The 21606-nt window shown below is 71.3% G+C and carries 18 protein-coding genes and 2 pseudogenes; 8 read left to right on the plus strand and 12 right to left on the minus strand.

Translation table 11 applies throughout. The features are described 5' to 3' along the window. The 6 genes from ASG63_RS10175 to ASG63_RS10200 form a co-directional block, all read right to left on the minus strand. A partial coding sequence (locus ASG63_RS10175; protein WP_156394141.1) for an MCP four helix bundle domain-containing protein occupies positions 1-945 on the minus strand: 945 nt, incomplete at its 3' end. A 216-nt stretch (positions 946-1161) separates the two neighbouring features. Beyond that, positions 1162-1902, minus strand: coding sequence for a molybdopterin-dependent oxidoreductase (locus tag ASG63_RS10180; protein WP_056215442.1), 741 nt, complete (start codon positions 1900-1902; stop codon positions 1162-1164). Further along, positions 1895-2620 carry a cytochrome b/b6 domain-containing protein gene (locus ASG63_RS10185; RefSeq protein WP_056215447.1) on the minus strand — a complete coding sequence of 242 codons (726 nt, stop codon included), beginning with the start codon at positions 2618-2620 and terminating at the stop codon, positions 1895-1897. The genes ASG63_RS10180 and ASG63_RS10185 overlap by 8 nt, the downstream gene beginning before the upstream one ends. Positions 2621-2631: 11 nt before the next feature. Then, the gene (locus tag ASG63_RS10190) at positions 2632-3222 is read right to left on the minus strand and encodes an SAM-dependent methyltransferase (protein ID WP_407067280.1); all 591 of its coding nucleotides are present in this window, start codon (positions 3220-3222) and stop codon (positions 2632-2634) included. A gap of 9 nt (positions 3223-3231) precedes the next feature. Continuing rightward, a complete protein-coding gene (locus ASG63_RS10195; RefSeq protein WP_244479863.1) occupies positions 3232-4518 on the minus strand; it encodes an acyl-CoA dehydrogenase family protein in 1287 nt (428 codons plus the stop codon). Continuing rightward, on the minus strand, positions 4515-4751 hold the full coding sequence (locus tag ASG63_RS10200) for a hypothetical protein (RefSeq protein WP_156394142.1): 237 nt from the start codon (positions 4749-4751) through the stop codon (positions 4515-4517). The genes ASG63_RS10195 and ASG63_RS10200 overlap by 4 nt, the downstream gene beginning before the upstream one ends. A gap of 377 nt (positions 4752-5128) precedes the next feature. Here ASG63_RS10200 and ASG63_RS10205 point away from each other — a divergent pair. Continuing rightward, positions 5129-6140: pseudogene (locus tag ASG63_RS10205) on the plus strand (HD-GYP domain-containing protein). Positions 6141-6292: 152 nt separating this feature from the next. Beyond that, positions 6293-6950 (plus strand): annotated as a pseudogene (locus ASG63_RS26940) (pilus assembly protein TadG-related protein); the annotation flags it as partial. A gap of 896 nt (positions 6951-7846) precedes the next feature. On the opposite strand, the gene ASG63_RS10215 reads toward ASG63_RS26940, so the two are convergent. Both ASG63_RS10215 and ASG63_RS25175 read right to left on the minus strand, forming a co-directional pair. After that, the gene (locus tag ASG63_RS10215; RefSeq protein WP_162248639.1) at positions 7847-8452 is read right to left on the minus strand and encodes a TadE/TadG family type IV pilus assembly protein; all 606 of its coding nucleotides are present in this window, start codon (positions 8450-8452) and stop codon (positions 7847-7849) included. 45 nt (positions 8453-8497) lie between these two features. Next, a complete protein-coding gene (locus ASG63_RS25175; protein ID WP_056215463.1) occupies positions 8498-8992 on the minus strand; it encodes a TadE/TadG family type IV pilus assembly protein in 495 nt (164 codons plus the stop codon). Positions 8993-9615: 623 nt separating this feature from the next. Here ASG63_RS25175 and ASG63_RS10225 point away from each other — a divergent pair. After that, positions 9616-12474, plus strand: coding sequence for a hybrid sensor histidine kinase/response regulator (locus ASG63_RS10225; protein ID WP_082559251.1), 2859 nt, complete (start codon positions 9616-9618; stop codon positions 12472-12474). Between the two features lie 165 nt (positions 12475-12639). On the opposite strand, the gene ASG63_RS10230 is transcribed toward ASG63_RS10225, so the two are convergent. Continuing rightward, a complete protein-coding gene (locus ASG63_RS10230) occupies positions 12640-13899 on the minus strand; it encodes an SfnB family sulfur acquisition oxidoreductase (protein ID WP_056215466.1) in 1260 nt (419 codons plus the stop codon). 44 nt (positions 13900-13943) lie between these two features. Next, positions 13944-15059 (minus strand): dimethylsulfone monooxygenase SfnG, encoded by a 1116-nt coding sequence (gene sfnG, locus ASG63_RS10235; RefSeq protein WP_056215470.1) that lies wholly within the window; start codon positions 15057-15059, stop codon positions 13944-13946. 626 nt (positions 15060-15685) lie between these two features. Here sfnG and ASG63_RS10240 point away from each other — a divergent pair. The 3 genes from ASG63_RS10240 to ASG63_RS10250 all read left to right on the plus strand — a co-directional run bounded on the left by ASG63_RS10240 (position 15686) and on the right by ASG63_RS10250 (position 18525). Beyond that, positions 15686-16108, plus strand: coding sequence for a hypothetical protein (locus tag ASG63_RS10240; protein ID WP_056215473.1), 423 nt, complete (start codon positions 15686-15688; stop codon positions 16106-16108). 180 nt (positions 16109-16288) lie between these two features. After that, complete coding sequence (locus tag ASG63_RS10245) at positions 16289-17641, plus strand: L-serine ammonia-lyase (RefSeq protein WP_056215476.1); 1353 nt, start codon at positions 16289-16291, stop codon at positions 17639-17641. 509 nt (positions 17642-18150) lie between these two features. After that, positions 18151-18525 (plus strand): hypothetical protein, encoded by a 375-nt coding sequence (locus ASG63_RS10250; protein ID WP_056215479.1) that lies wholly within the window; start codon positions 18151-18153, stop codon positions 18523-18525. Positions 18526-18570: 45 nt separating this feature from the next. On the opposite strand, the gene ASG63_RS10255 is transcribed toward ASG63_RS10250, so the two are convergent. Further along, positions 18571-19368: a lytic murein transglycosylase gene (locus ASG63_RS10255; RefSeq protein WP_056215481.1), complete on the minus strand. Its 798-nt coding sequence runs from the start codon at positions 19366-19368 to the stop codon at positions 18571-18573. Between the two features lie 275 nt (positions 19369-19643). Here ASG63_RS10255 and ASG63_RS25180 point away from each other — a divergent pair, with 275 nt between their 5' ends. After that, positions 19644-19781, plus strand: coding sequence for a hypothetical protein (locus ASG63_RS25180; protein WP_156394143.1), 138 nt, complete (start codon positions 19644-19646; stop codon positions 19779-19781). A gap of 13 nt (positions 19782-19794) precedes the next feature. Here ASG63_RS25180 and ASG63_RS10260 read toward each other — a convergent pair whose 3' ends face one another. After that, positions 19795-20025: a hypothetical protein gene (locus ASG63_RS10260; protein ID WP_056215483.1), complete on the minus strand. Its 231-nt coding sequence runs from the start codon at positions 20023-20025 to the stop codon at positions 19795-19797. A gap of 290 nt (positions 20026-20315) precedes the next feature. On the opposite strand from ASG63_RS10260, the gene ASG63_RS10265 reads away from it, so the two are divergent. Beyond that, positions 20316-21545 (plus strand): lytic murein transglycosylase, encoded by a 1230-nt coding sequence (locus tag ASG63_RS10265; RefSeq protein ID WP_056215485.1) that lies wholly within the window; start codon positions 20316-20318, stop codon positions 21543-21545. Positions 21546-21606 lie beyond the last annotated feature (61 nt).

Below are 21606 nucleotides of genomic sequence, written 5' to 3' on the forward strand. Positions count from 1 at the left end.
GCTCTGGGCGGTGGCCTGCAGCTCGGTGGCCGAACTCGTCACCATGCCGAGGATGCCGCCCACCGCCCCTTCGAAGCTGTCGGCCATCGCCCGCATCGCCGCCTGGCGCTGCGCTTCCGCCCCGGCCCGCGCCAGGACCGTCTCCGCCTCGAGCTTGCGGGTCTGGAGCAGGTTGTCCCGGAACACGCTCACGGCGGCGGCCATGTCGCCGATCTCGTCGCGGCGGGTCCGGGACGGAATCTCCACGCCGGTGTCACCTCCGGCCAGCCTGCCCATGGTGCGCGTCATGCGCTCGATCGGACGCGCGACGCCGAACAGGCTGAACAGCATCGCGCCGAGGGCCGCCACCACCGAGATCGCCATCGCGATCCAGGCCGTGAGCATGGCCGAGCCGGCGCTGGCCATGCTCAGCGCGGTGCTGCGCTGGGCGCCCTCCCGGTTGAAGTCGACCGCCCGCTGCAGGGCCCGGATGGCGCCGTTGTTCAGGTCGGCCATCGCGGCGCTGGTGGTGAGCGCCAGGGCGTCGGCCTGGCGGCCGGCCTTCATGAGGTCGATGACTTTCTGCTGGCCCTCGGTGTAGCGCGACCACAGGGGCGCGAAGGTGTCGTAGAGCGCCTTCTCCTCGGCGGAGCTGATCAGCGGCTCGTAGGTCCGGCGCAGGCCGTCGAGGGTCTTCAGGGCGGTGTTCAGGCCCGCCTCGTTCTCGGCCAGCGCCTGCGGCGTCTCGGAGGCCACGACGAAGCGGTACAGCTTCACCCGCACGTCGCGCGTCGCCGTGCTGATCGTGTTCACGACGTTGACGGAGGGAAGCCAGTTCGTCGCGACCTCGTTCACCTCGCGCTCGATCGCCCTGAGCTTCACGACGCTGACCACGCCTTGACCCGCCGCGGCGACGCCGAGCAGAGTTGCCGAACCGATCAGGATGGATTTCAGGGATACGCGCATCGTTGAGGGACCGTCCGGATTTGCATTCCGACCGGAGGAAACAACTGCGTGCTTAACACGACGTTATCGGATTGGCGCAGAGAGTAACGATAACTGTTTTGTTATGTTTCCGATGTCCGATGCTGCCTTGGCGATGACGTACAGGGTTGTCCGTTCAACGCGCGATGAAACTCGCTATACGGTCCAGTGGCGCCCGGATACACGCGCCGCGTGAGATCAAATGCCCGCGTACCAGGGGAAGCCGAGCTCGGCGACCATGCTGCCGCGCCCCTTGCCGAGCACGTCGACCCGGTCCACGGCCTCGATGGCGCTGATGTACTTCAGGCTCTTGTAGCCGAGCTGGCGCTCGACCCGCAGGCGCACCGGCGCCCCGTGCGCCACCGGCAGGGCGTCGCCGTTCATGCCATAGGCGAGGATGGTCTGCGGGTGGAGGGCGTCGAACAGGTCGTAGCTGTCCCACCAGCCGTCGACGCTGCGCACCACGATGAAGCGCGCCTCCGGCCGCAACCCGACCTGCGCCAGCAGGTGGGCCAGGGGCACGCCGGTCCAGCCGCCGATGGCCGACCAGCCCTGCTCGCAGGCATGAAGCGTGATCTGGGTGCGGGCCGGCATCGCCTTCAGGTCGGCCAGGGAGAAGGCGCCCGGGCGCGCCACGAGGCCGGTGACCGGAAGCGTCCAGTCGGAAAAACCCAGCGCCTTCGAGCGCCGGTAATCGGGGTTGTCCGGGTCGGTGGTGTTGATGGTCGGGAACACCGCCGAGATCGCCTCCGGCTTGAACTCGCGCACCAGGGGCTGGTGGCGCTGGAGCCAGCGCTGGACCGCGAAGGTCAGGCCGTTGCTCCAGTCGTAGGGGGTGGCGAGCCGCGACAGCGCCGGGGCGTCGCAGCCGCCGAGGAGGCCGGCGCCGATCAGGCTGCCCGAGCCGGTGAGGAGGCGGCGGCGCGAGAGGTCACGCATCGGGGGGCTCCGCAAAGGTCGCCCGGACCCTCTCCGGGGGAACCCGGAAGCGTCCGGTGATCATCGACCGCATCAGGTTGCCGGCCCCGCCGACGAAGACCTGGGCCACGTGGACGACGAGGAAGAGCACGAGGAGGCAGGCGACGGCGAAGTGCAGGGTGCGCGCCGATTGCCGGCCGCCGAACAGGGCGAAGAGTTCCGGGTAGGCCGCCGTGACCCCCGGCGACATGGTCAACCCGGTCAGCACCATCAGCGGAAACAGCACGAACAGGACGACCAGATAGGCGAATTTCTGCAGGGCGTTGTAGCGCAGGGCCTCGCGCCCGCGCGCCGGCTTGAGGCGGGCGTGGTCGGCGATCTCGCGGGCGAGGTGGCCCGGGGCCAGCTGATCGCGATCCGGCACGAGGTCGCGGGCGAAGTGACCGCCGACGAAGGCCACGATGAGGTAGACGATCCCGTTGAGGACGAGCACCCAGGCGGCGAGGAAGTGCAGGTTGCGGCCCCAGCCCGTCTGCTCGAGGTTCACCGGCAGCGGCAGCTCGAGGGCGGCCGGCGCCCCGTTGGCCCCGGTCTCGCCCCAGAACAGCCGCGGCAAGGCCAGCAGGATCGCGATGCCGCTGGCCAGGAGGGCGAGGAACGCGACGGCGTTGAGCCAATGGGTCAGGCGCACCCAGGCGGCGTGCCGGTGAACCAGGGACGGGCCCGGCTCCTCGACCATCGGGGGCCGGCTCACGCGGGCGCCCGCAGCACGTCGAGGCGATAGCGCTCGGTGCGGCCCCTGCGGTCGGGTTCGAGGGCGCCGCGGGTGAGATCGATCAGCGTCTCCACCGCCGCATCGGCACTCAAGGGGAAGTTCGTCTCACCGAGCCAGTGGACCAGGATGACCTCGCCCCCCGGTTTCAGGGCCGCCACCAGGCGCTCGGCGATGCGGGCCAGATCGTCCGGCGTGAAGAAGTACAGCACCTCCGAGAGCACCACGAGGTCGAACCGGCCGGGGGGCCACTCCGCCGGCACCGCGGCGCGCCGGAACGCGACGTGGGGGCACGCCGCACAACGGGCGCGGGCGGCATCGAGGGCCGTCTCGGCCACGTCGAGGGCGAGCAGCCCCGCGCAGCGGTCGGCCAGCCGGCGGGTCAGCACGCCGATCGAGCACCCGACCTCCAGGGCCTCCGGGTAGGTCTCGCGGCCCAGCGCCGCCAGGGTGGCGTCGTACTTGGCGTGCTCGTAGGGACTGGTGGTGAAGTCCCACGGATCGGGGTTCGCGGCGTAGAGATCCGTGAAGTAATCCGGCGGCAGCGTCTGCGGGGAGCGTCTCATCACCGTCACCGCCTAAAGATCGGCCGGAACCTCGTCGGGGCTCGGCGCCCCGGCGAGGTCGCGCCAGAGCCGGTCCGCCGGTCGCACATCGCCGAGGACGTGAGCCGCCGCGCTGGTGAGGGCCCGGTCGGGCCCGGGCTGGCGCAGGTACGTCGTCAGGTCCCGCGCCAGGCGCTCCAGGGGATGCGGACGGAGGAAGCCCGCCAGTCCCACGGAGCGATGGGCCCGCTCCAGCACGTCGAGGCCGGCCCGCTCCACCGCGAGGCGGGTGAGGTTGACGTAGGCGATCACCCGGTCCGGCTCCGCCTCGGGGTCGGCGGCGAGGCGGGCGGCCTGGGCCACGAAGAGGCGGGCGCTCTCCACCGCGATCGCGGCCTCGCCGAGGCGGGCCGCCTGATGCGGGTCGCCGCCGCGTCCGGTGGACCGCAGATGCCCCCGCAGGACGTCGAACACCGCCTCGATGCCGCCGAGCTGCACCGCGGCGAAGCGCCAAGCGCCGCCGGAGAAGTGCGGCTCCGCGAAGTAGTCGTCCGGGTCACCGATGAAGCAACCGGGGCCGGCGGGCAGGCCGGTGAAGTCGAGGAGACCGGAGGTCGAGGCCCGCATGCCCTGCGCCTGCCAGCCGGACAGGTCGGCCCGGGTCCCGGCCTCGAGATCAGCGACCAGCATCTGCTGGCGGCCGTCGGGTCGGCGCGCCGTGACCAGGGGGCGGGTGACCGAGCCGGCTCCGGAGGCGAAGGATTTGACCCCCCTCAGCATCCAGGCATCCCCGGCGGGTGCGAGGCCGCCGGCGTTCTCCAGGCTGAGGCCGCCGCTGTTCTCGAGGCTGAGGCCGCCGACTTTCTCGAGGCTCAGGCCGCCGGCCTGGGGCTGGGTATTCCACACGCCGAACAGGTGTCCGGCACGGACATCCCCGGCCAGTCGCTCGATCACCGCCGGCGCCGCATAGCGCAGGACCAGGGAGAGGGCGTTGACGTGCCCTTCGTAGAGGCGACCCAGGGCGAGGCTGCCCCGCCCGATCTGCGCGAGGACATCGGCGAGAACCGGCGCCATCGCGGGGGCATCGAGGCCGGCACCGCCCAGGGCCACGGGCAGCGGCGCGGCGAGCAGCCCGGCCCGATGCGCGTGGGCGATATCCTCGGCCGGAAAGCCGCCGTCCCGGTCGAGGGCATCGGCGCGTTCGCCCGCGCGGTCCGCGACCGCGCGGGCCGCGGCCTGGATGCGGGCGGCGTGGGTCTCCGAACAATCCTGAAGATGCCGATGCGGTGGAATGAAGTTCATCTCCAGCACATGGATCACGCCTGCGCGATCTCCAGTCGGTGTTTGCACACAGACGGCCGATTTTTCCCGCGTCGAAGGGCGCTGGCGTCCCCGGATCGATCCACCGCGGACATCCGTGCCCGCTCGCCGCGGCCGGCCCGCAGGTCGGTCAGCAGGGCCCGCAGGGTCCAGCCCACCGTGACCAGGGTGAAGGCGCCGATGGCCACCAGCAGGGCCGCTCCTACCAGCATCTGGGCGGTCTCGACATCCACGGTCCGGGTTTTCGAAGACCGTCGCGCTTCGTCGCATTCCGCGACGAAAACCATGAGGATGGTCTCGAAGACGCGCCTCGGGCCCGGAGCCGCGCAGGCCCGCCCGGCGAAACGCCGCCCTGCATCGCTCCGTGTCCAGCTGGTGCGGCCGCACACGGGGGGGGCGGACCCGCCGTCGAGGCCGGCAGGTCACGCCGACCGGAATCGCGGGGCGTGCGATCGTACTGGGGAGAGAGGATATTGCTTGGGCGAGCGCCGCAGAGCAAGCTTCCCCCGGACACGGGTCGAGCGGCCCGGGCTGTTTCGTTAAAGGTCCGGCGGCACACCCTCCGGTAAAGGAAGGCCTCCGCGAGGCGTGTTGAACCAAGGCTGCTCTGATGTTCGTCCTCATCCTGGATGATGCGCCCCTCAACAACATGCTGATGGTGGAGGCCCTTCGCGACCTGCCCGGCGGCACGGCCCGTGATTTCCTCCAGCCCGCCGATGCCCTGGCGTTCGTCCGCGAGAATCCGGCCGCGATCGGCGTTGCCATCTCCGACTTCGAGATGCCGGGCATGAACGGCATCGAGTTCATCCGCGCCGCCCGCGACATCCCGGGCTTCGAGCACGTGCCGGTGATCATGGTGACGAGCCTGGACCAGCGCGCCTTGCGCCGGGACGCTCTGGCCGCCGGCGCCACCGATTTCCTCGCCAAGCCCTTCGATCCGGTCGAAGTGCGCGCCCGTGTCTCGAATCTGCTGGCCCTCAACCAGGCGCGCCTGGCGCAGATCGACCGCGCGGCCTGGCTCGCTCGATCGCGAGGTGAAGGCCGCCACCGCCCTCATCGTCGCCCGCGAGCGTGAGATCATCAGCCTGCTGATGAAGGCCGTCGAACATCGCGACTCGGAGACCGGCAACCACGTGGCGCGGGTCGCCGAATATGTGGCCCGGATCGCCGAGGGATTGGGCCTTGCCGCGGAGGACGTGGAACAGCTCAGCCTGGCCTCCACCATGCACGATATCGGCAAGCTCAGCGTTCCGGATTCCATCCTGCTGAAACCCGGACGCCTGTCCGCGGACGAGCGCCGGACGATGGAGGCGCATGCCGAGCGCGGTCGTCGCATCCTCGAAGGCAGCGACTCGCGCCTGGTCCGCCTCGCGGCGGAGATTGCGGCCACCCATCACGAGCGCTGGGACGGCGGCGGCTATCCGGCCGGCCTCCGCGGGGAGGCCATTCCCCTGTCGGGACGGATCGTGGCCGTGGCGGACGTCTACGATGCCCTGACCTCCGATCGGCCGTACAAGACGGCGTGGTCGCACGCGGAGGCGTTGGCCCATCTCCAGGCTGAGGCCGGGCGTCATTTCGATCCGGCCTGCGTGGAAGCCTTCCTGAAATCTCGTACGCGCTGAACCGGACAGGTCGTGGCGCGGCGCTGACCTTCAGGAAGACTCCGGGATTCTACTCCGTGACCTTAACCTTGATCCCGTCTTCGGCTGAACACGGTGATTTTTCCGGGACGGTTTCAGGAGGTCGGTAACCCGTCCCTTGTAAGCGTAGCGGCATGACTCCCCTCCACACCGCCCAGCTTGCTGCCGGTTTCCGCACGGACCAACGTGGCGGCGTCCTCGTTCTGGTCGCCCTCCTGTTTCCGATCCTGACCGGCCTGAGCGCCGTGGCGATCGATTACGCCTCCCTGGTCAAGCGGCGGGCCGAGCTCCAGCGTGCCGCCGACAGCGGCAGCATCGCGGGCGTCAACCAGTTCAAGCTCGCCAATGCCGACGACGCGGCGGCGCTCCGCACCGCCAAGGCCATGGCCCTGGCCCAGGCCCGCAGCGGCAGCGCGGCGCCCCCGGCCGTGACGGCGGAGGTGCTCAACAACCATTCCGGTGTCCGCCTCACGCTCACCGAGCAGGTCGCCCTGTCCTTCGGCAAGCTCCTCAATACCCCGAGCCTGGAGGTGAGCGTCACCTCGACGGCGAAGCTCGCCGGCACCACGCGGCTGTGCCTGCTCGCCCTCGATCGTCAGGCGATGGGCGCCTTCCACCTGGAGAGCGCGGCCCGCATCACCGCCACCGACTGCTCGCTCTACTCGAACTCCGCCAACCCGGAGGGCATCCAGGGCGAGAACGCGGCGGTGGCCACCGCCCTCTCCACCTGCTCGGCCGGGGGCTATTCCGGGTCGGGCGCCAACTTCACGCCGCCGCCGGCCACCGGGTGCCNCGAGAACGCGGCGGTGGCCACCGCCCTCTCCACCTGCTCGGCCGGGGGCTATTCCGGGTCGGGCGCCAACTTCACGCCGCCGCCGGCCACCGGGTGCCCCGCCCTGCGCGATCCCCTGATCGACCGGCAGGGCCCGACGCCGGGCTCCTGCGTCAGCCTCGGGTTCTTCGTCGATCCGAAGAAGTTCGTCGACGGCATCGACGACCCGACCTACGGCGTCAACGTCGTGAGCGGGATCGTCACCCTGCAGCCCGGCACCTATTGCGGCGGCCTGCACCTCACCAAGGGCGCGACCGTGACGCTGCAGCCCGGGATCTACATCCTCAAGGACGGCCCCCTCGTCGTCGACAAGGGCGCCAGCCTGAGCGGCGTCAACACGGGCTTCTACTTCACCGGCGTGCGCGGCGGCCTGCTCTTCGATGAGAAGAGCGTCGTCAGCCTCACCGCGCCGAAGGACGGCCTCCTGGCGGGGCTGCTGTTCTTCGAGGACCGCAACGCGACCATTCCGGCCACCCTGCCCCCGCCCCTCAGCGGCAAGGGCAAGCCCAAGCCCGCGCCCGGGGGGTTCGTCGCCCTGCGCGAGTACCGCATCATCAGCGACAACGCCCGCACGCTCCTGGGGACCATCTACCTGCCCCTCGGACGCCTGATCATCGATTCCAAGAAGCCGGTGGCCGACCAGTCGGCCTACACGGTGATCATCGCCCGCACGATCAATCTCTATGACGGCCCGAACCTGATGCTGAACGCCCGCTACGGCAGCACCGACGTGCCCGTGCCGGCCGGCGTCGGACCGAGCTCGGCCGACACGCAGCTCACGCAGTAGGTCGAGCGCAATCGGCTCCCGGCCCCCGGCCCCCGGCCCCCGGCTCCTGCACTCGACCGGGCCGGCCGCTCAGCGCGGCGGGCAGGAGGCGCCGTTGCCCAGGACGACCTCGGGGCTCATGCTCGCGTAGCGCCGTCCGTACCGGACCGGCCATAGGGTCCTGCGGGTGATGACGAAGCCCGGGCCGCCATCGCTGAACAGGGAGGAGCCGGTCACCGGCCTGTAGGGGACGCTGATCTCCACGAGCAGCAGGCGCGTCCCCTTCGGCTGCAGGCTGTCGGCGACGGCGACGGGGGCCGGCGCCCCGGCGGTGCGGACCGGCGATCCCGCCGCGGCCACGCTGGAACAGATCTGCAGCGGGCCCGTCTCGGTGTCGCCCACCACCCCGACCGCGCTCACCGTCATCTGCAGCCCGGTGCCATCGAAGGGAGCGAGCACGATGGGTCCCACCTGGAACACGTCGTTCACCTCATCCGCCGTCGGCATCGTGCGCTGGGAGAGCGTGTCGCCGATGGTGCGGGACAGGATGTCGACCTTGCGCACGTTGCGCATCACGCTCGTGATCTCCACGGTCCCGAAGTAGATGAGCAGCAGCACCGGGACGATCAGGGCGAATTCGACGATCGCGACGCCGTCCTCGGCCCGCGCGAAGCCCGCGGCGGCTCGCACACCCATCCGACGGATCGCGATCGCGGAGCGGAGGCGCGCGGCCAGCATGGCTCAACAGCCGCTGCCGCCGGTGGAATTACCCTCCAGCTGCAGCACGGACGTGGCGTTGATGAGCCAGCTTCCGTCCTGAAACTGGGTCTTCACGACGCCGAACTTCTGGAACGTGTGCTGCGCGAAGGCGGCCTGGACCACCACCACGCTGCCCTTCGTGAGACAGCCGTGCTGGGTGCCGAAATTCGCCCGCCAGGTCCCCGAGGCGGGGTCGATGGGGCTGGTCCGGTCGATCCGGGTGAAGCTGTCGTAGACTCCGATGTCGATCTTCAGATTCTCGCAGCGGACGAACGGATTGACCTGGCGGCAGACCTCGCTGCGCACGGCGTCGAGGAGCGAGGTCGCCGAGGCGCCGGACTGGACGTAGAACTGCCGCATCGAGGCATCGAGGCCGTTGTCCAGCGCGGACGTGACCCAGAACACCAGCGCGTTCTCGAGGACGAAGAAGATCAGGATGCAGAGCGGAAACAGGACCAGGGCGAATTCGACCGCCATGGCGCCCGACTGATCCTGCCCGAACCGCTGCGGACCGGATCGTGCCGGGACGATGCGCAGGCGCCTCCCGCCTCCGTCGCCGGGTGAGCGGCCGGGACCCGCGACGACGCGATCGGGACTTGGGAGCTCGGGACTTGCGAGCTCGGGATTTGCGAGCTCAGGACTCGCGGGATCAGGACTCGCGCGATCAGGACCTGCGAGTTCGACATTTGCGAGTTCGGCATTTGCAGGTTCGGGTTTCGCGGGATCGCACATGGGGAGGGGCGGCATACGGATCGGGCGGCCGATCGGAACGCGTTCGAGGGGGCGTCGGCAGCCCTGCCCTGGTCTAGCGCCGAGCCCTTAAGATTCCGGCAAGCCAGCCTAAAAGGTTTCCCGCCCTGAATGCATCGACGCATTCGCCGCCGCACCACCGGGAGTTTGTGAGGGATCGTCTCTCCCGATGACCGAATCCGGAAGCAGAGGTTCAGCGCCTGAGCGCTGCGGGACTTTCGGTACTCGCACTGGTTGCGGATGGGGTTGGCCGAATTCGTGCCTCTGGGCCCGTTCCGGCCGTGACGCGACTGTGCGCTCGGTGGACGATTAAGACCCTTCCAACCAACAGCCGGTACGCTGGCGCGACCATGACCGATTCCCGGCACGCGCCCGACCCGTCCCGCGAAACCCGTCCGTCCGCCCGGCGTCCGGGTCGGCAGCGCACCCTGGCCGGACGCCTGGCCCTGGCGATGTGCGCTTCCGTGGCGATCGCCTTCCTGGCCGGAACGCTGCTCTCGCTCTGGCAGGAGGTGAACCGCTACGCCGACGACAAGCGGGATGCCCTCGTCGCCATCGCCAACGTGCTCGCGGCGGCGAGCGCGGGGGCCACGGCGGCCGGGGACGAGGCGGCGGCGGCCCGCGTCCTGAACGCCATCGGCAAGACCCGCGACGCCAGGATCCTCAACGGCGAGACGAACGACGGCGAGACCCCGGACGGCAGTCCCGGAGCGGCCGAGCGGAGCGAGCTGGTCTATGCGGCCATCGAGCGGCCCGACGGCTCGATCCTGGCGGACCGGGGCCTCACGGCCCGCCTCACCGATGATTTCGACCTGCGCAAGGGGCAGTCGCCCCTGGCCCTCCTCGCCAGCCGGACCGCCCTGGTGGCGGTGACCGTCGAGGAGGCGGGCCGGACGGTGGGCAATCTCATCCTCGTCTCCGACCTGGCCGACCTCAACGACCGTCTGCTGGCGCTGCTCCGGACCTCGGCCTTGATCTCGAGCCTCGTCATGGTCCTGGGCTTCGCGATCTCCTACGCTATCCAGCGGGGGATCACCCAGCCGATCGCGGCGCTCGCCGGCACCATGGACCGCGTCCGCATCGAGCAGGACTACACGCAAGGCGCGGTGATCGCGCGCGACGACGAGGTCGGCGTGCTGGCGCGCTCGTTCAACGCGCTCCTCGACACCGTGCGGGAGCGCGATGCCCGCCTGGCGCAGCACATGCAGCGCCTGGAGGCCGACGTGGCGGAACGGACCGCCGACCTGCACGAGGCCAAGCAGGCGGCCGAGGCCGCCAACGCCGCCAAGTCGACCTTCCTGGCCACCATGAGCCACGAGATCCGCACGCCGCTCAACGGCATGCTGGTGATGGCCGAACTCCTGGCGGCCTCCGACCTGTCGCAGCGGCAGCAGCGCTACGCCGAGGTGGTCGCCCGCTCCGGGCAGAGCCTGCTGGCGATCATCAACGACATCCTCGACTTCGCGAAGGTGGAGGCGGGCAAGCTCGATCTGGAGCGGATCGCCGTCGATCCGTCCGAGGTCGTCGACACGGTGATCTCGCTCTTCGCCGAGAAGGCCGTCGAGAACGGCCTCGACCTCGCCGCCTACGTGGCGCCGGACGTGCCGCGCCACGTGATCGGCGATCCGGTGCGCCTCGGCCAGATCCTCAGCAACTTCGTCAACAATGCCCTGAAGTTCACCCCGTCCGGCTCGGTCCTGGTGCGGCTGGAGCGCGGCGCGGCCGGCATGCTGCGCCTCAGCGTCCGGGATACCGGCGTCGGCATCCCGGCCGACAAGGTCGGCACCCTGTTCTCGGCCTTCGCGCAGGCCGATCAGTCGACCACCCGACGCTTCGGCGGCACCGGCCTCGGCCTCTCGATCGCCCATCGCCTCGCCCTCGCCATGGGCGGCCGCATGGGCGTCGAGAGCGAGATCGGCGCCGGCTCGACCTTCTGGGCCGATCTGCCCCTGGAGGCGGGCGACGCCGATGCGCCGACCCTCGTCCGGCGCACCGACGCGGTCGGAGCCGGGATCGTGCTCGCGCTGTCGGGCGACGCCACGCGGGAGTGCCTCGGGCTCCGCCTCGCCGAGGCCGGGTTCACCTGCCTTCCGGCGGAGGCCGCCGAGGCCGGGGCGGCGCACTGGATCGCGGATGCGGCCACGATCCTGGCCCTGGGCCGTCGCCCGAGCGGGCCGGGCCGGGTCCTGGCCCTGGCGCGCCTCGGCGATGCCGCCGCGGCCCCGGTCCTGGAGGCGGGCTTGGCCGACCACCTCCTCAGCTGGCCGGTCGTCCAGGAGGAGTGGCGCGGCGCCCTGGACGCGCTGGCCGGCGGGACGCCGTTCGTCTCCGGCCCCCGCCTGTCCGCCCGCACGCGCCTGCCGCAATTCCCCGCCGCGCGCATCCTCCTGGCCGACGACAGCCCGGTGAACCGCGAGGTCGCCCGCGAGGCCCTGGCTCGCTGCGGCGTCACCGCCCTCACCCTGGTCGAGGACGGCCGTGCGGCCCTCGAAGCCTGTCGCGACCGGGCGTTCGACCTCATCCTGATGGACGGTAGCATGCCGGTCCTCGACGGCTACGCGGCGGCCGAGGCCATTCGGGCCGAGGCCATCGCGCAGGGCCGCGTCCGCACGCCCATCGTGGCCCTCACGGCCCACGTGGTGGGGGCCGGCGCCGAGGCCTGGCGCGAGGCCGGCATGGATGCCAAGCTCGCCAAGCCCTTCACCCTGGCGGCCCTCGCCGACACGCTGGCGGCCTTCCTCGTGCCCGAGGCCGAGACTGAGACCGCGGTCGCGCCGCGACGTCCCTCGCCCGACGCCGCGCCCCAGCCGGAGGCGGACGGCCTCTTGGACGAGGACGTGCTCGCGGGGTTGATCGACATGGCGGCCCGGGCCGGCGGCGATTTCAGCGCCCGCGTGCTCGGCCTCTATCGGGACCACGCGCCCAAGGCCCTCGCGGACCTCCGGGCGGCGGCAAGCCGCGGCGATGCCGAGGCGATCGCGCGCGCGGCGCACAGCCTGAAGTCGATGAGCCTGAACATCGGTGGCCGGGCCCTGGGCCTGGTGCTGGGAGAGATCGAGAGCAGGGCTCGCTCCAGCGCCGTCCTCCCGACGGACGCGGAGATCGCCGGCCTGTCGCCGCTCCTGGACCGGACCCTGGAGGCCCTCGAGGCCCGCCTTGGGCAGACGCCCGATCCGGAGGAAGGGGCCGCGGCGCGGCGCTCCGCCTGAGGGACCCCGCCCCCGGAGCGGACGATGTCCGCGATGGGGTGCCGGCGGGTCCCATGCGTGCGGGGCCGGACACCCGGTGGAACCCGCGCCTTGGTCCGCGCTCCGGCGCACCGAATCGGGCGTCGGGGGGGCGTCGTCGAGGAGGGTGCGTGTCGGCGTCCCGCCTCAGCTCCACGCGTGGAAGGGCGGGTTCACCCCATTGAGCGCGTGGTTGCCGACGATCGCGTATTTCCAGCGCACGGGGTCGTGGAGCGTGTGGGTGCGGGCGTTGCGCCAGTGCCGGTCGAAATTGTGCTCGGCCAGCGTCGCGCGGGTGCCGGCGAGCTCGAACAGGGTGTTGCTGGCGCCGAGCGCCACCTCGGTGGTGAGCACCTTGGCTTCCGCCACCGCGAGCTGCGCGGCCGCCACCGTCTCGGCATCCGGCGCCGCCACGGCGGCGTCGAGGGCGAGGCCGGCCCGGTCGAGCAGCGCCTCGGCGGCGTGCAGGCGGATCGTGAGGTCGCCGACGATGCGGATGGTGTGGGGGTCGTCGGAGGCGCGCGCCAGGCCGCTGTCGACCCAGGGGCGCGACTTGGTGCGCACGAAGTCGATGGTCTCGGCGAGCGCCGCCCGGGCGATGCCCGCATCCACGGCCGCCTGGATGATCTGGAAGATCGCCCCGTCGGCGCTCGGCTGCGCGTAGCCCTTCCAGGCCGGCACTAGGTGGGTTTTCGGCACGCGCACGCCGTCGATCCGCACGGTGCCGCTCGCGGTGGTGCGCTGGCCGAAGCTCGACCAGTCGTCGATCACCGTGAGTCCCGGCGCGTTGCGCTCGGCAATGGCGTACCAGGCCCGGCCCTCGCCATCGAGGGCCACGATGGGCACGAGGTGGGCCAGCAGCGCGCCGGTGGCGTAGAACTTGGTGCCGTGCACCACTACGTGGTCGCCGTCCTCCACGAAGTGGGTCTCGAAGTCGGCGGCGCGCGGCGTGCCGATCTCCGAGAAGGCGTTGCCGAACCGGGTGCCGGCCAGGACGAGGCCGAACAGCAGGGCCTTTTGAGCCTCGTCCGAGACCGTGTCTATCGCCGCCACGATGCCGAGGTGGTTCTGGGCGATCTGCCCGATCGACGGGTCGGCGGCCGAGACGATGGCGATGACCTGCGCCAAGGTCCCGTAGGACAGCCCCGGCCCGCCATGGGCCCGCGGCACGTTGATGGACCACAGGCCGCTCTGCGAGAACGCGTCGAGCTCGGCCAGGGGTCGGCGCCCCGTGCGGTCGCGCTCGGAGGCGCCGACCCGGAACGTCGCCGCCAGGGCGTGGGCGACGCGCAGGGCCTCGGCTGCGTCGCGGATGACGTGGGCCGGCGCGGCCGGGCGCTCGGGGCCAGGTGCCCCGGCGGGCCAGCGATCGGTGTCCCGCGGGGGCGGACTGACGGCGATGTTCATGGGGTGTCTCCGGATCAGGGGGCGCGTTCGGGGACCGGCTCGGCTCAGGCCGCCTGCGCCTGTTCGCGGCGCGCCGCCTCCAGGGCGCGGACGCGCGGAATGACGTGTTCGCCGAAATACGCGACCTCCTCCTGGAAGTGCAGGAAGGCCAGCAGGGCGAGGTCGACGCCGACCGCCTTCAGCGCCACGATGCGCTCGGCGATCTGATCCGGCGTGCCGATCAGATTGGTCTTGAAGCCGTCGTTGTACTGGACGAGGTCCGCGAAGCTCGATTTGGCCCAGTTGCCCTCGCCCTCCGGCGAGGCCTTGCCGGCGTTCTTCGCCTCGTGCCCGAAGGCCTTCACGGCGTCCGGGTCGGCCTGGTCGATGATCTCCTGGAGGACGGCGCGGGCCTCTTCCTCGGTGTCGCGGGCGATGACGAAGGCGTTGACGCCCACCTTCACCGCGTGGCCGTTGGCGCGCGCCTTGGCTTGGACGTCGTCGACCTGGGCCCGGATGCCCTCGGGCGTGTTGCCGTTGGTGAAGTACCAGTCCGAGACGCGGGCCGCCATGTCGCGCGCCGCCCGGGACGAGCCGCCCTGGAAGATCTCGGGCTGCGGATCGGCGGGTTTCGGCTTCAGGGTGTAGTCGCTGTAGCGGTAGAAATCGCCCCGGAAGGTGAAGTTGTCCTGGGTCCAGATTCCCCGCAGGGCACGGATGAACTCCTCCGAGCGGCGGTAGCGCTCGTCATGGTCGAGCCATGGCTCGCCGATGGCGCGGAACTCGCCCGAGAACCAGCCCGAGACCACGTTGATGGCGATGCGCCCCTCCGTGATCTGGCTGATGGTGGCGATCTGCTTGGCGGCGAGCGTCGGGTTCCAGGGCCCGGGCAGAAGGGCGGCGATCACCTTCAGCCGGGAGGTGGCCGCCAGCAGGGCGTGGCTGAAGGCGACGGATTCGTGCTGGTACTCGGCACCGTAGCCGGCCGTGAAGCGGATCTGCGTGAGGGCGTAGTCGAACCCGGCCTCCTCCGCGATCTGCGCGAGGCGTCGGTTATAGGGCGCGTCCCAGCTCGTGCGCTGGGCGATCTTGCTGATGACGAGGCCCCCCGAGACGTTGGGCACCCAGTAGGCGAAGCGGATCGGCTCGCTGCCGTCGCGAGTTCCTGTTTGAAAGGCCATGTTCCCACCCCTGCGTTGATCGGGCCGCGCGTTCCGGCAGGGCGCACGGAGTGCGCCCGATGTCGATCGGTTGACGGACTGAATACAAAAACCAGAGCGTTCACATGCTCGTGAATGCTGGCCTTGCCCAGATCTGTGTTTGGGTTCGTCGTTCTGTTCTTAAGATTGCTTGGTATTGATTGCGCGTCAAAGGAAGCGAACGGCTTTTTTCGGCCCGGACGGAAAAGCTCCTTCCCCGATCGCGGGCGCTGGCCGAAGGTTTGCGTCGTGGGCCCGAGCGCGAGGCGGGATTGCCCGCCCGGCCCGGGTCTGGGGCAAGCGGAGGACTGCGGAGAGCGGAGCCGTCCGGTTTTCACCCCGGCGATGCCCTGATTCCAGGCGGCCATCGGGTATAAAATCCAGTCGACGCGGCCGACCTGCTTGGGGCGCTATCTTTTCAGGCAGGTCGATGCTGATAAGGCGGGCATTTCCTCCAAATTGCCGAACTTGTGTGCTTGTCGAGCAAATCGATATTGCCTCGTGAAACCGGTCGTTTAAGGACGCGTTAATTGATCGATCCTACCGTCGAACCACCGTCCACTTGAAAGCCGAAGCGCGCGAGATCGGTTTACCCAGGAAGTTCACGCATGATGCCCGCGTTCCGCCAACCGCTCGTGGTTCTCCTTGCCGGAGACGAGTTGACCCGCTCCATCACCACGAGCTGCCTGGAGATGTCGGGCTACGCGGTGCTCGGCGCGCGCACGGCCGGCGAGGTCGAGAGCCTGCTCCTCGCCCAGACCGGCGAGCGCCGCGTCGACGTGCTGGTGACCGATGCCGACGTGCGCGACACGGTGGACGGCCTTTCGCTCGCCGGCGTGGCCCGCTGTCTCGATCCGGCGGTGGGCGTCGTCTACACCGCCCGCTCCCTTCGCCAGCTCGACGGCGAGACCCTGGAGCCGGGGGCCTTGTGCCTGCGCACGCCCTATCACGGGCATCAACTCGTCGCCCTGGTCGCCGAGCTCCTGGCCTCGGCCGCCGACCGGACCGATTTAGACCGCGCCGCGGCCTGATCCGCCGGGATTCCACCGCGCGGCCCTGGGTCGGCAGCGGCGCGAATTCAGGATGCGCGGCCCGGGCCCGGCGGTGTATCAGGCGGGGCGCCGCCTCCCGGCCGGCGCCCGCCCGCAGCGTGGAAGAGCGGTGGCGGCGCTCCGGCCCGGGCGTCGGTCCCATCCGGAACGCGAGAGCCGATGATCAGCGCCTTCGACCTCTTCAAGATCGGGATCGGCCCGTCGAGCTCGCACACCGTCGGCCCGATGCTGGCCGCGCTCCGCTTCCGCGCCCGGACCGCGGGGCTGCCCGGGCTCGCCCGCATCCAGGCGGAGATCTTCGGCTCCCTGGCCTGGACGGGACGCGGGCACGGCACCGACACGGCGATCTTCCTCGGGCTCCTCGGCCACGACCCCCGATCCGTCGACCCGGACGGGGTGGCCGGCCTCGTCGCGGCCCTCGGTGCGGAGAAGCGGCTGGCCCCCGCGGGCCCGGCCTTCGACCCGGCCGCGGACCTCGCGTTCAACTTTTCCGACGTGCTGCCCCTGCACACCAACGGCCTGCGCTTTCGCGCCCTCGATGCCGCCGGGGCGATCCGCGACAGCGAGATCTACTACTCCATCGGCGGCGGCTTCGTGGTGACGGAGGCGGAGGCGCAAGGGGGGGCGGGCGCGGAGGCGGATTGCCCCCTGCCCTATGCCAGTGCCGCCGGCCTCCTCGCCCTCTGTGTCGCCGAGGGCCGGACCATCGCCGAGGTGCAGTTCGCCAACGAGTGCGGCACCCGCACGCCCGATGCCGTGGAGGCCGGCCTCGACGTCATCCGCGACGCGATGTTCGCCTGCATCGACCGGGGTCTGCGCCAGGACGGCGAGTTGCCCGGCGGCCTCAAGGTGCGCCGGCGGGCCAAGCGGCTGCACGAGGACCTCACCGCCGGGCGCCTGCGCAATGCGCGCGCCGCCCACGAGATCGTGGACTGGATCAGCCTCTACGCGCTGGCGGTGAACGAGGAGAACGCGGCGGGCGGACGGGTGGTGACGGCGCCCACCAACGGCGCGGCCGGGATCGTGCCGGCCGTCCTGCGTTACGCCCGGGACTTCTGCCCCGACTGGTCGGAGGCCCGCGCCCGGGAATTCCTGCTCACGGCCGCGGCGGTGGGCGGCCTGATCAAGACCCGCGCGTCGATCTCGGGCGCCGAGGTCGGCTGCCAGGGGGAGGTCGGTTCGGCGGCCGCGATGGCAGCGGCGGGCCTCGCGGCCTTCCTCGGCGGCAGCCCGGCCCAGGTGGAGAACGCCGCCGAGATCGCGATGGAGCACCATCTCGGCATGACCTGCGATCCCATCGGCGGGCTGGTGCAGATCCCCTGCATCGAGCGCAACGCCTTCGGGGCCAACAAGGCGGTGGTGGCCGCGTCCCTGGCCCTGCGCGGCGATGGGATTCACCGCGTCAGCCTCGACGAGGTCATCGAGACCATGCGCCAGACCGGCCACGACATGCAGGCGAAGTACAAGGAGACCTCGCTGGGCGGCCTCGCGGTGAACGTCGCAGCCTGCTGAGGATGGCCGGGAAAAGGAACGATTGCGTTTCCTGATCGCGGCGGAAGGGCGCTCAGTCCGGCACGGTGCCCGGCTTGGACCTCTCCTGACCTGTCAGGGTCAGCTGCGCATGCCCGCCTGCAGGCGTGAGCCTGGCCAACGTTCGCCGGTCCGGACCGGAGGCTCTGCGAAAACTATGGAACGCAGCGGTTCCGATCCGGTTGTAACGCCCGAGGGGTCTACCGGACGGCAGATGCGGCCAGCGCGTGCGGCCCGCGTCCGATCCGTCCTGCCAAGACGCGGGACCGTGACACCATGACCTTCGCATCGCCGACCATCGGAACCGCCGGGCCGGACCGCGTCCGGGCGCTCATCCGACGCGCTTCCCCGACCTGAGCGCGTCGCATCCTGCCGCCTTCGGGCGCAGCCCCGCGCCCGCGTCCGCCCGATTCCACGGTCGGTGCCGCCACGCGTCCGGCGGGCTCGAACCCCGCGATTTCCCGACCCCATCCCCTGACCGGAGACCCGCCATGCGGACCCTGACGCTCGCCCTGCTTCTCGGAGCCTTCAGCCTCGCCACGCCCCTCGCCGCCCAGGACCTAACGGGTCCCGGTCAGACGCCGCGCCCGACCCTGCTCATGCACGGGCATTATTGCGGCCCCGGCAACGACGGCATGGATGTGGCTCCGATCGACGCGCTGGATGCCGCGTGCCGCAGGCACGATGCCTGCACGCCCGACGGAGGCCTGCCCTCCTGCGGCTGCAACCGCGCCCTCAAGCGCGATGCCGGCCGCGTGGCGGCGAGCCCGCGCGAGCCGCAGGACCTGCGCGCCGTCGCCGGTCTCGTGGCGGGCGCGACCGACCTGATGCTCTGCAGCGACGACGTCGCCGGGCTGCGGCCCTGAGGCCGGACGCGCTCCGCGCCGGGGCGCGGAGCGCGGACCGGGCCGCTAGCGGCCGTCGATGCGCTCGCCGAGCAGCGCGATGGCGCGCTGGTAGACGGAGGCGGCGTTCCAGCCCTGGATGGCGGCGAAGTTCGGCTCGCCCGGCTGGTAGCCGGCGCCCGCGCGCCAGCCATGGCCCTTGAGGAAGTTCGCGGTGGAGTTGAGGGCGTTGGCCGAGCTGTCGAGGTTGCCGCCGACGCCATAGTTCAGGACGTTCTTGGGCAGGAACTGGGTGTGGCCGACCTCGCCGTGGGCCGCGCCCCGAGTGCTCGCGGTCAGGACGCCGCGATCCACCAGGGTGAGGGCGGCGTAGAGCTGGTCGGTGAAGTAGGCCGAGCGGCGGCAATCGTAGGCCAGCGTCGCGACCGCCGAGAGCGTGTTCACGTTGCCCTTCACCGCGCCGAAGCCCGTCTCCATGCCCCAGATCGCCAGGAGCGGACCCGGCGGCACGCCGTAGCGCTGCTCGATCGAGTCGAACAGGGCGGCGTTCTGGGCCTTGAGGGCGCGGCCGCGGGATACGATGGTGTTGCCGCCGCGCTTGGCCAGGAACTGGTCCAGCGAGAGCTTGAAGCTCTTCTGGCCGCGATCGGCCGAGATCGTCGCCGTCGAGTAGGACGTGCCCATCAGGGCGGCGAGGCTCGCGGCGCTGGCCCGGCCGCGCGCCTCCTCGGCGAATTCCCGCTTCCAGGCTTCGAAGCCGGCCGCGCTGTTGCCGCATTGCGCCGCGTTCGCCCCGCCCGTCGCACAGACGAGCGCCGCGAAGGCCGCCGCGAGCCACGGCGTCCGATACCCACGTCCGATCATGTCAAAACTCCCTGGCCGTGCGGCGCCGCCCCGGGGCCGCACGGATCGATGGTGACCCCTTGCGCGGAGCAAGGCGGCAAACGCGGCCGTGAGTCGAGCCACATTGCGGCAATTTTGCTTGTGAACCAGGCCACGGACATCACTTCCCCGCGTTTGGTTACGCAGAGATGTCCGAATACAGCGCCGCGCCGTCGCGTCGACCTCGCCGCCGGGACGGTCCGGACCCTGCAGTTCAGCCCTAGACGAACGTCGAACTGTCCCGGGCCGCATCGATCATGTTCCGCATCAAGACACGCCGTCCTGGTCCGAACCGGCGCCCGCCCCTGGCGCTGGTGCTCGGTTCCTGCGCGACGGCCCTGCTTCTGTGGTGGCCGATCTTGGCGCTCTGCGAGACGGCGGTCTGGTTCTGGTGAGGCCGCCGCGCCGTCAGGGGTCGTCGGCGCGGACGCGCAGATAGGCGCCGAGCAGGTAGCCGCTTTGCAGGGCACTGAGATGGGCGAGCAGCACGAGGCCGCCGATGCCAGAGGCGTCGCCCCGGGCGATCCAGACCACGACCGACAGGACGACCACGAGACCGGACAATCCGACGGCGGTCATGACCCGGCTGCAGAAGCCGATCGCGATCCCGCCCACGACCAGTAGCAGCGCGATCAGCATCGGCCGCCTCGCGGGCGATCACGCCGGTTCCGGCAACGCATAACGTTCCTCCCTCGCCCGATCGTGGACGCGCAGCGCCGGCTTCGCAACGGCCGGTGGGTGCCGCGGCCAGGCAGGCGCGTCCCGATCACGCGGCGGTCCGCGGGGAGCGAGGCGTCGCCAGGGACCGCTTCCGCCCTCCGATCGGCGACGCTAGGCTCCCGACGGAACGAGGAGAGGAGACGACCCGCATGTGGTGCCGCCAGCGACGCTCCGGGGTTTTGCGCGGGCCTGCCGCCGCGATCTCTCTCATGGCCGCCCTGTTCCTGCTTCCGGAGGCGGGCCGTACCGCGTCGGCCGAGACCGCGGCCCCCGCCGCGGGTGCCGCATCCGGGGGCGAGGCGCAACCCCGCGCCTTCGGGCTGTGCACCGGGGCGATCGCCGCCGAAGCGGAGGCGCGTGGCGTTCCTGCGCGGGTGGCGGACGGCTTGCGCGCCCTCTCCCCCGATTCCGAGGTGGCCGCCGCGCCGCAGGCCCAGGCGGAATTCGTGACGCCGATCTGGTCCTACCTCGATGCCAACCTCACCGAGGCGCGGATCGCCGAAGGCCGGCGCAAGCTGGCGGAATGGTCCGCGACCTTCGATGCCATCGAGGCCCGATACGGCGTCGACCGCTTCGTCCTGGCGGCCTTCTGGGGGGTCGAATCGACCTACGGCAGCGTGCTCGAGGATCCCGGGATCGTCCGTCCCGTCCTGCGCGCTCTGGCGACGCTGGCCTGCACCGAGACGGCGCGGGCGCCCTATTGGCGCGCGGAGCTGATCGCCGCCCTGGAAATCCAGGCCCTGGACAAGGCGCCCCCCGGGCCGCTCACTGGATCCTGGGCCGGGGCCATGGGCCACACCCAGTTCATGCCGACCGTCTACCAGGCCTATGCGGTGGATTTCGACGGGGACGGCCGGCGCGACATCTGGACCTCGGTGCCGGACGCCCTCGCCTCCACGGCCAACTACCTCGTGGCGATGGGCTGGCGCTCCGGCGCGCGCTGGGGCAGCGAGGCCCGGCTGCCGGAGGGGTTCGACCTCGCCCTGGCCGACGAGACCACGGAGCGCAGCCTCGCGGATTGGCGCGACCGCGGCGTGATCCCGGTCCAGCCGCTCGCGGAGGCGGGCGGCCCGGCGACGCTGGTTCTGCCGGCGGGCGCGCGCGGGCCAGCCTTCCTGCTCCAGCCCAACTTCCGGGTCATCCTGCGCTACAACACCGCCCTCGCCTACGCGCTCAGCGTGGCGCACCTGTCCGACCGCCTGCGCGGCGAGCCGGGCTTCATCCGGGACTGGCCGCGCGACGCGGTGATGCCCAGTACCGGCGACGTCCGGGCGCTGCAGCTGCGCCTCGCCGAGCGCGGGTTTCCGGCCGGCGGCGCCGACGGCAAGATCGGCCCCCGGACGCGGGCGGCGATCCGTGCCTACCAGGCCGCCAACGGCCTGCCCCCCGACGGTTACGCGGATGCCCCGTTGCGGGAGCGGATCCTGGCCTCCCCGTGATCCGGACCGGATTTAGCGGTGGTCGCGCCGGAGGGGCCGCGATAGAGCAGCCCCGGGGAAC

This window comes from Methylobacterium sp. Leaf94, assembly GCF_001426045.1.
Classification (GTDB): Bacteria; Pseudomonadota; Alphaproteobacteria; order Rhizobiales; family Beijerinckiaceae; genus Methylobacterium.

Coding starts and splice junctions, on each gene's coding strand:
- ASG63_RS10180 (WP_056215442.1), bottom strand. CDS start 1,902: ATGCGTGACCTCTCGCGCCGCCGCCTCCTCACCGGCTCGGGCAGCCTG.
- ASG63_RS10185 (WP_056215447.1), bottom strand. CDS start 2,620: ATGGTCGAGGAGCCGGGCCCGTCCCTGGTTCACCGGCACGCCGCCTGG.
- ASG63_RS25175 (WP_056215463.1), bottom strand. CDS start 8,992: ATGGCGGTCGAATTCGCCCTGGTCCTGTTTCCGCTCTGCATCCTGATC.
- sfnG (WP_056215470.1), bottom strand. CDS start 15,059: ATGGCCTTTCAAACAGGAACTCGCGACGGCAGCGAGCCGATCCGCTTC.
- ASG63_RS10255 (WP_056215481.1), bottom strand. CDS start 19,368: ATGATCGGACGTGGGTATCGGACGCCGTGGCTCGCGGCGGCCTTCGCG.
- ASG63_RS10265 (WP_056215485.1), top strand. CDS start 20,316: ATGGCCGCCCTGTTCCTGCTTCCGGAGGCGGGCCGTACCGCGTCGGCC.
- ASG63_RS25180 (WP_156394143.1), top strand. CDS start 19,644: ATGTTCCGCATCAAGACACGCCGTCCTGGTCCGAACCGGCGCCCGCCC.
- ASG63_RS10225 (WP_082559251.1), top strand. CDS start 9,616: ATGACCGATTCCCGGCACGCGCCCGACCCGTCCCGCGAAACCCGTCCG.
- ASG63_RS10240 (WP_056215473.1), top strand. CDS start 15,686: ATGATGCCCGCGTTCCGCCAACCGCTCGTGGTTCTCCTTGCCGGAGAC.
- ASG63_RS10230 (WP_056215466.1), bottom strand. CDS start 13,899: ATGAACATCGCCGTCAGTCCGCCCCCGCGGGACACCGATCGCTGGCCC.
- ASG63_RS10245 (WP_056215476.1), top strand. CDS start 16,289: ATGATCAGCGCCTTCGACCTCTTCAAGATCGGGATCGGCCCGTCGAGC.
- ASG63_RS10215 (WP_162248639.1), bottom strand. CDS start 8,452: ATGGGTGTGCGAGCCGCCGCGGGCTTCGCGCGGGCCGAGGACGGCGTC.
- ASG63_RS10250 (WP_056215479.1), top strand. CDS start 18,151: ATGCGGACCCTGACGCTCGCCCTGCTTCTCGGAGCCTTCAGCCTCGCC.
- ASG63_RS10260 (WP_056215483.1), bottom strand. CDS start 20,025: ATGCTGATCGCGCTGCTACTGGTCGTGGGCGGGATCGCGATCGGCTTC.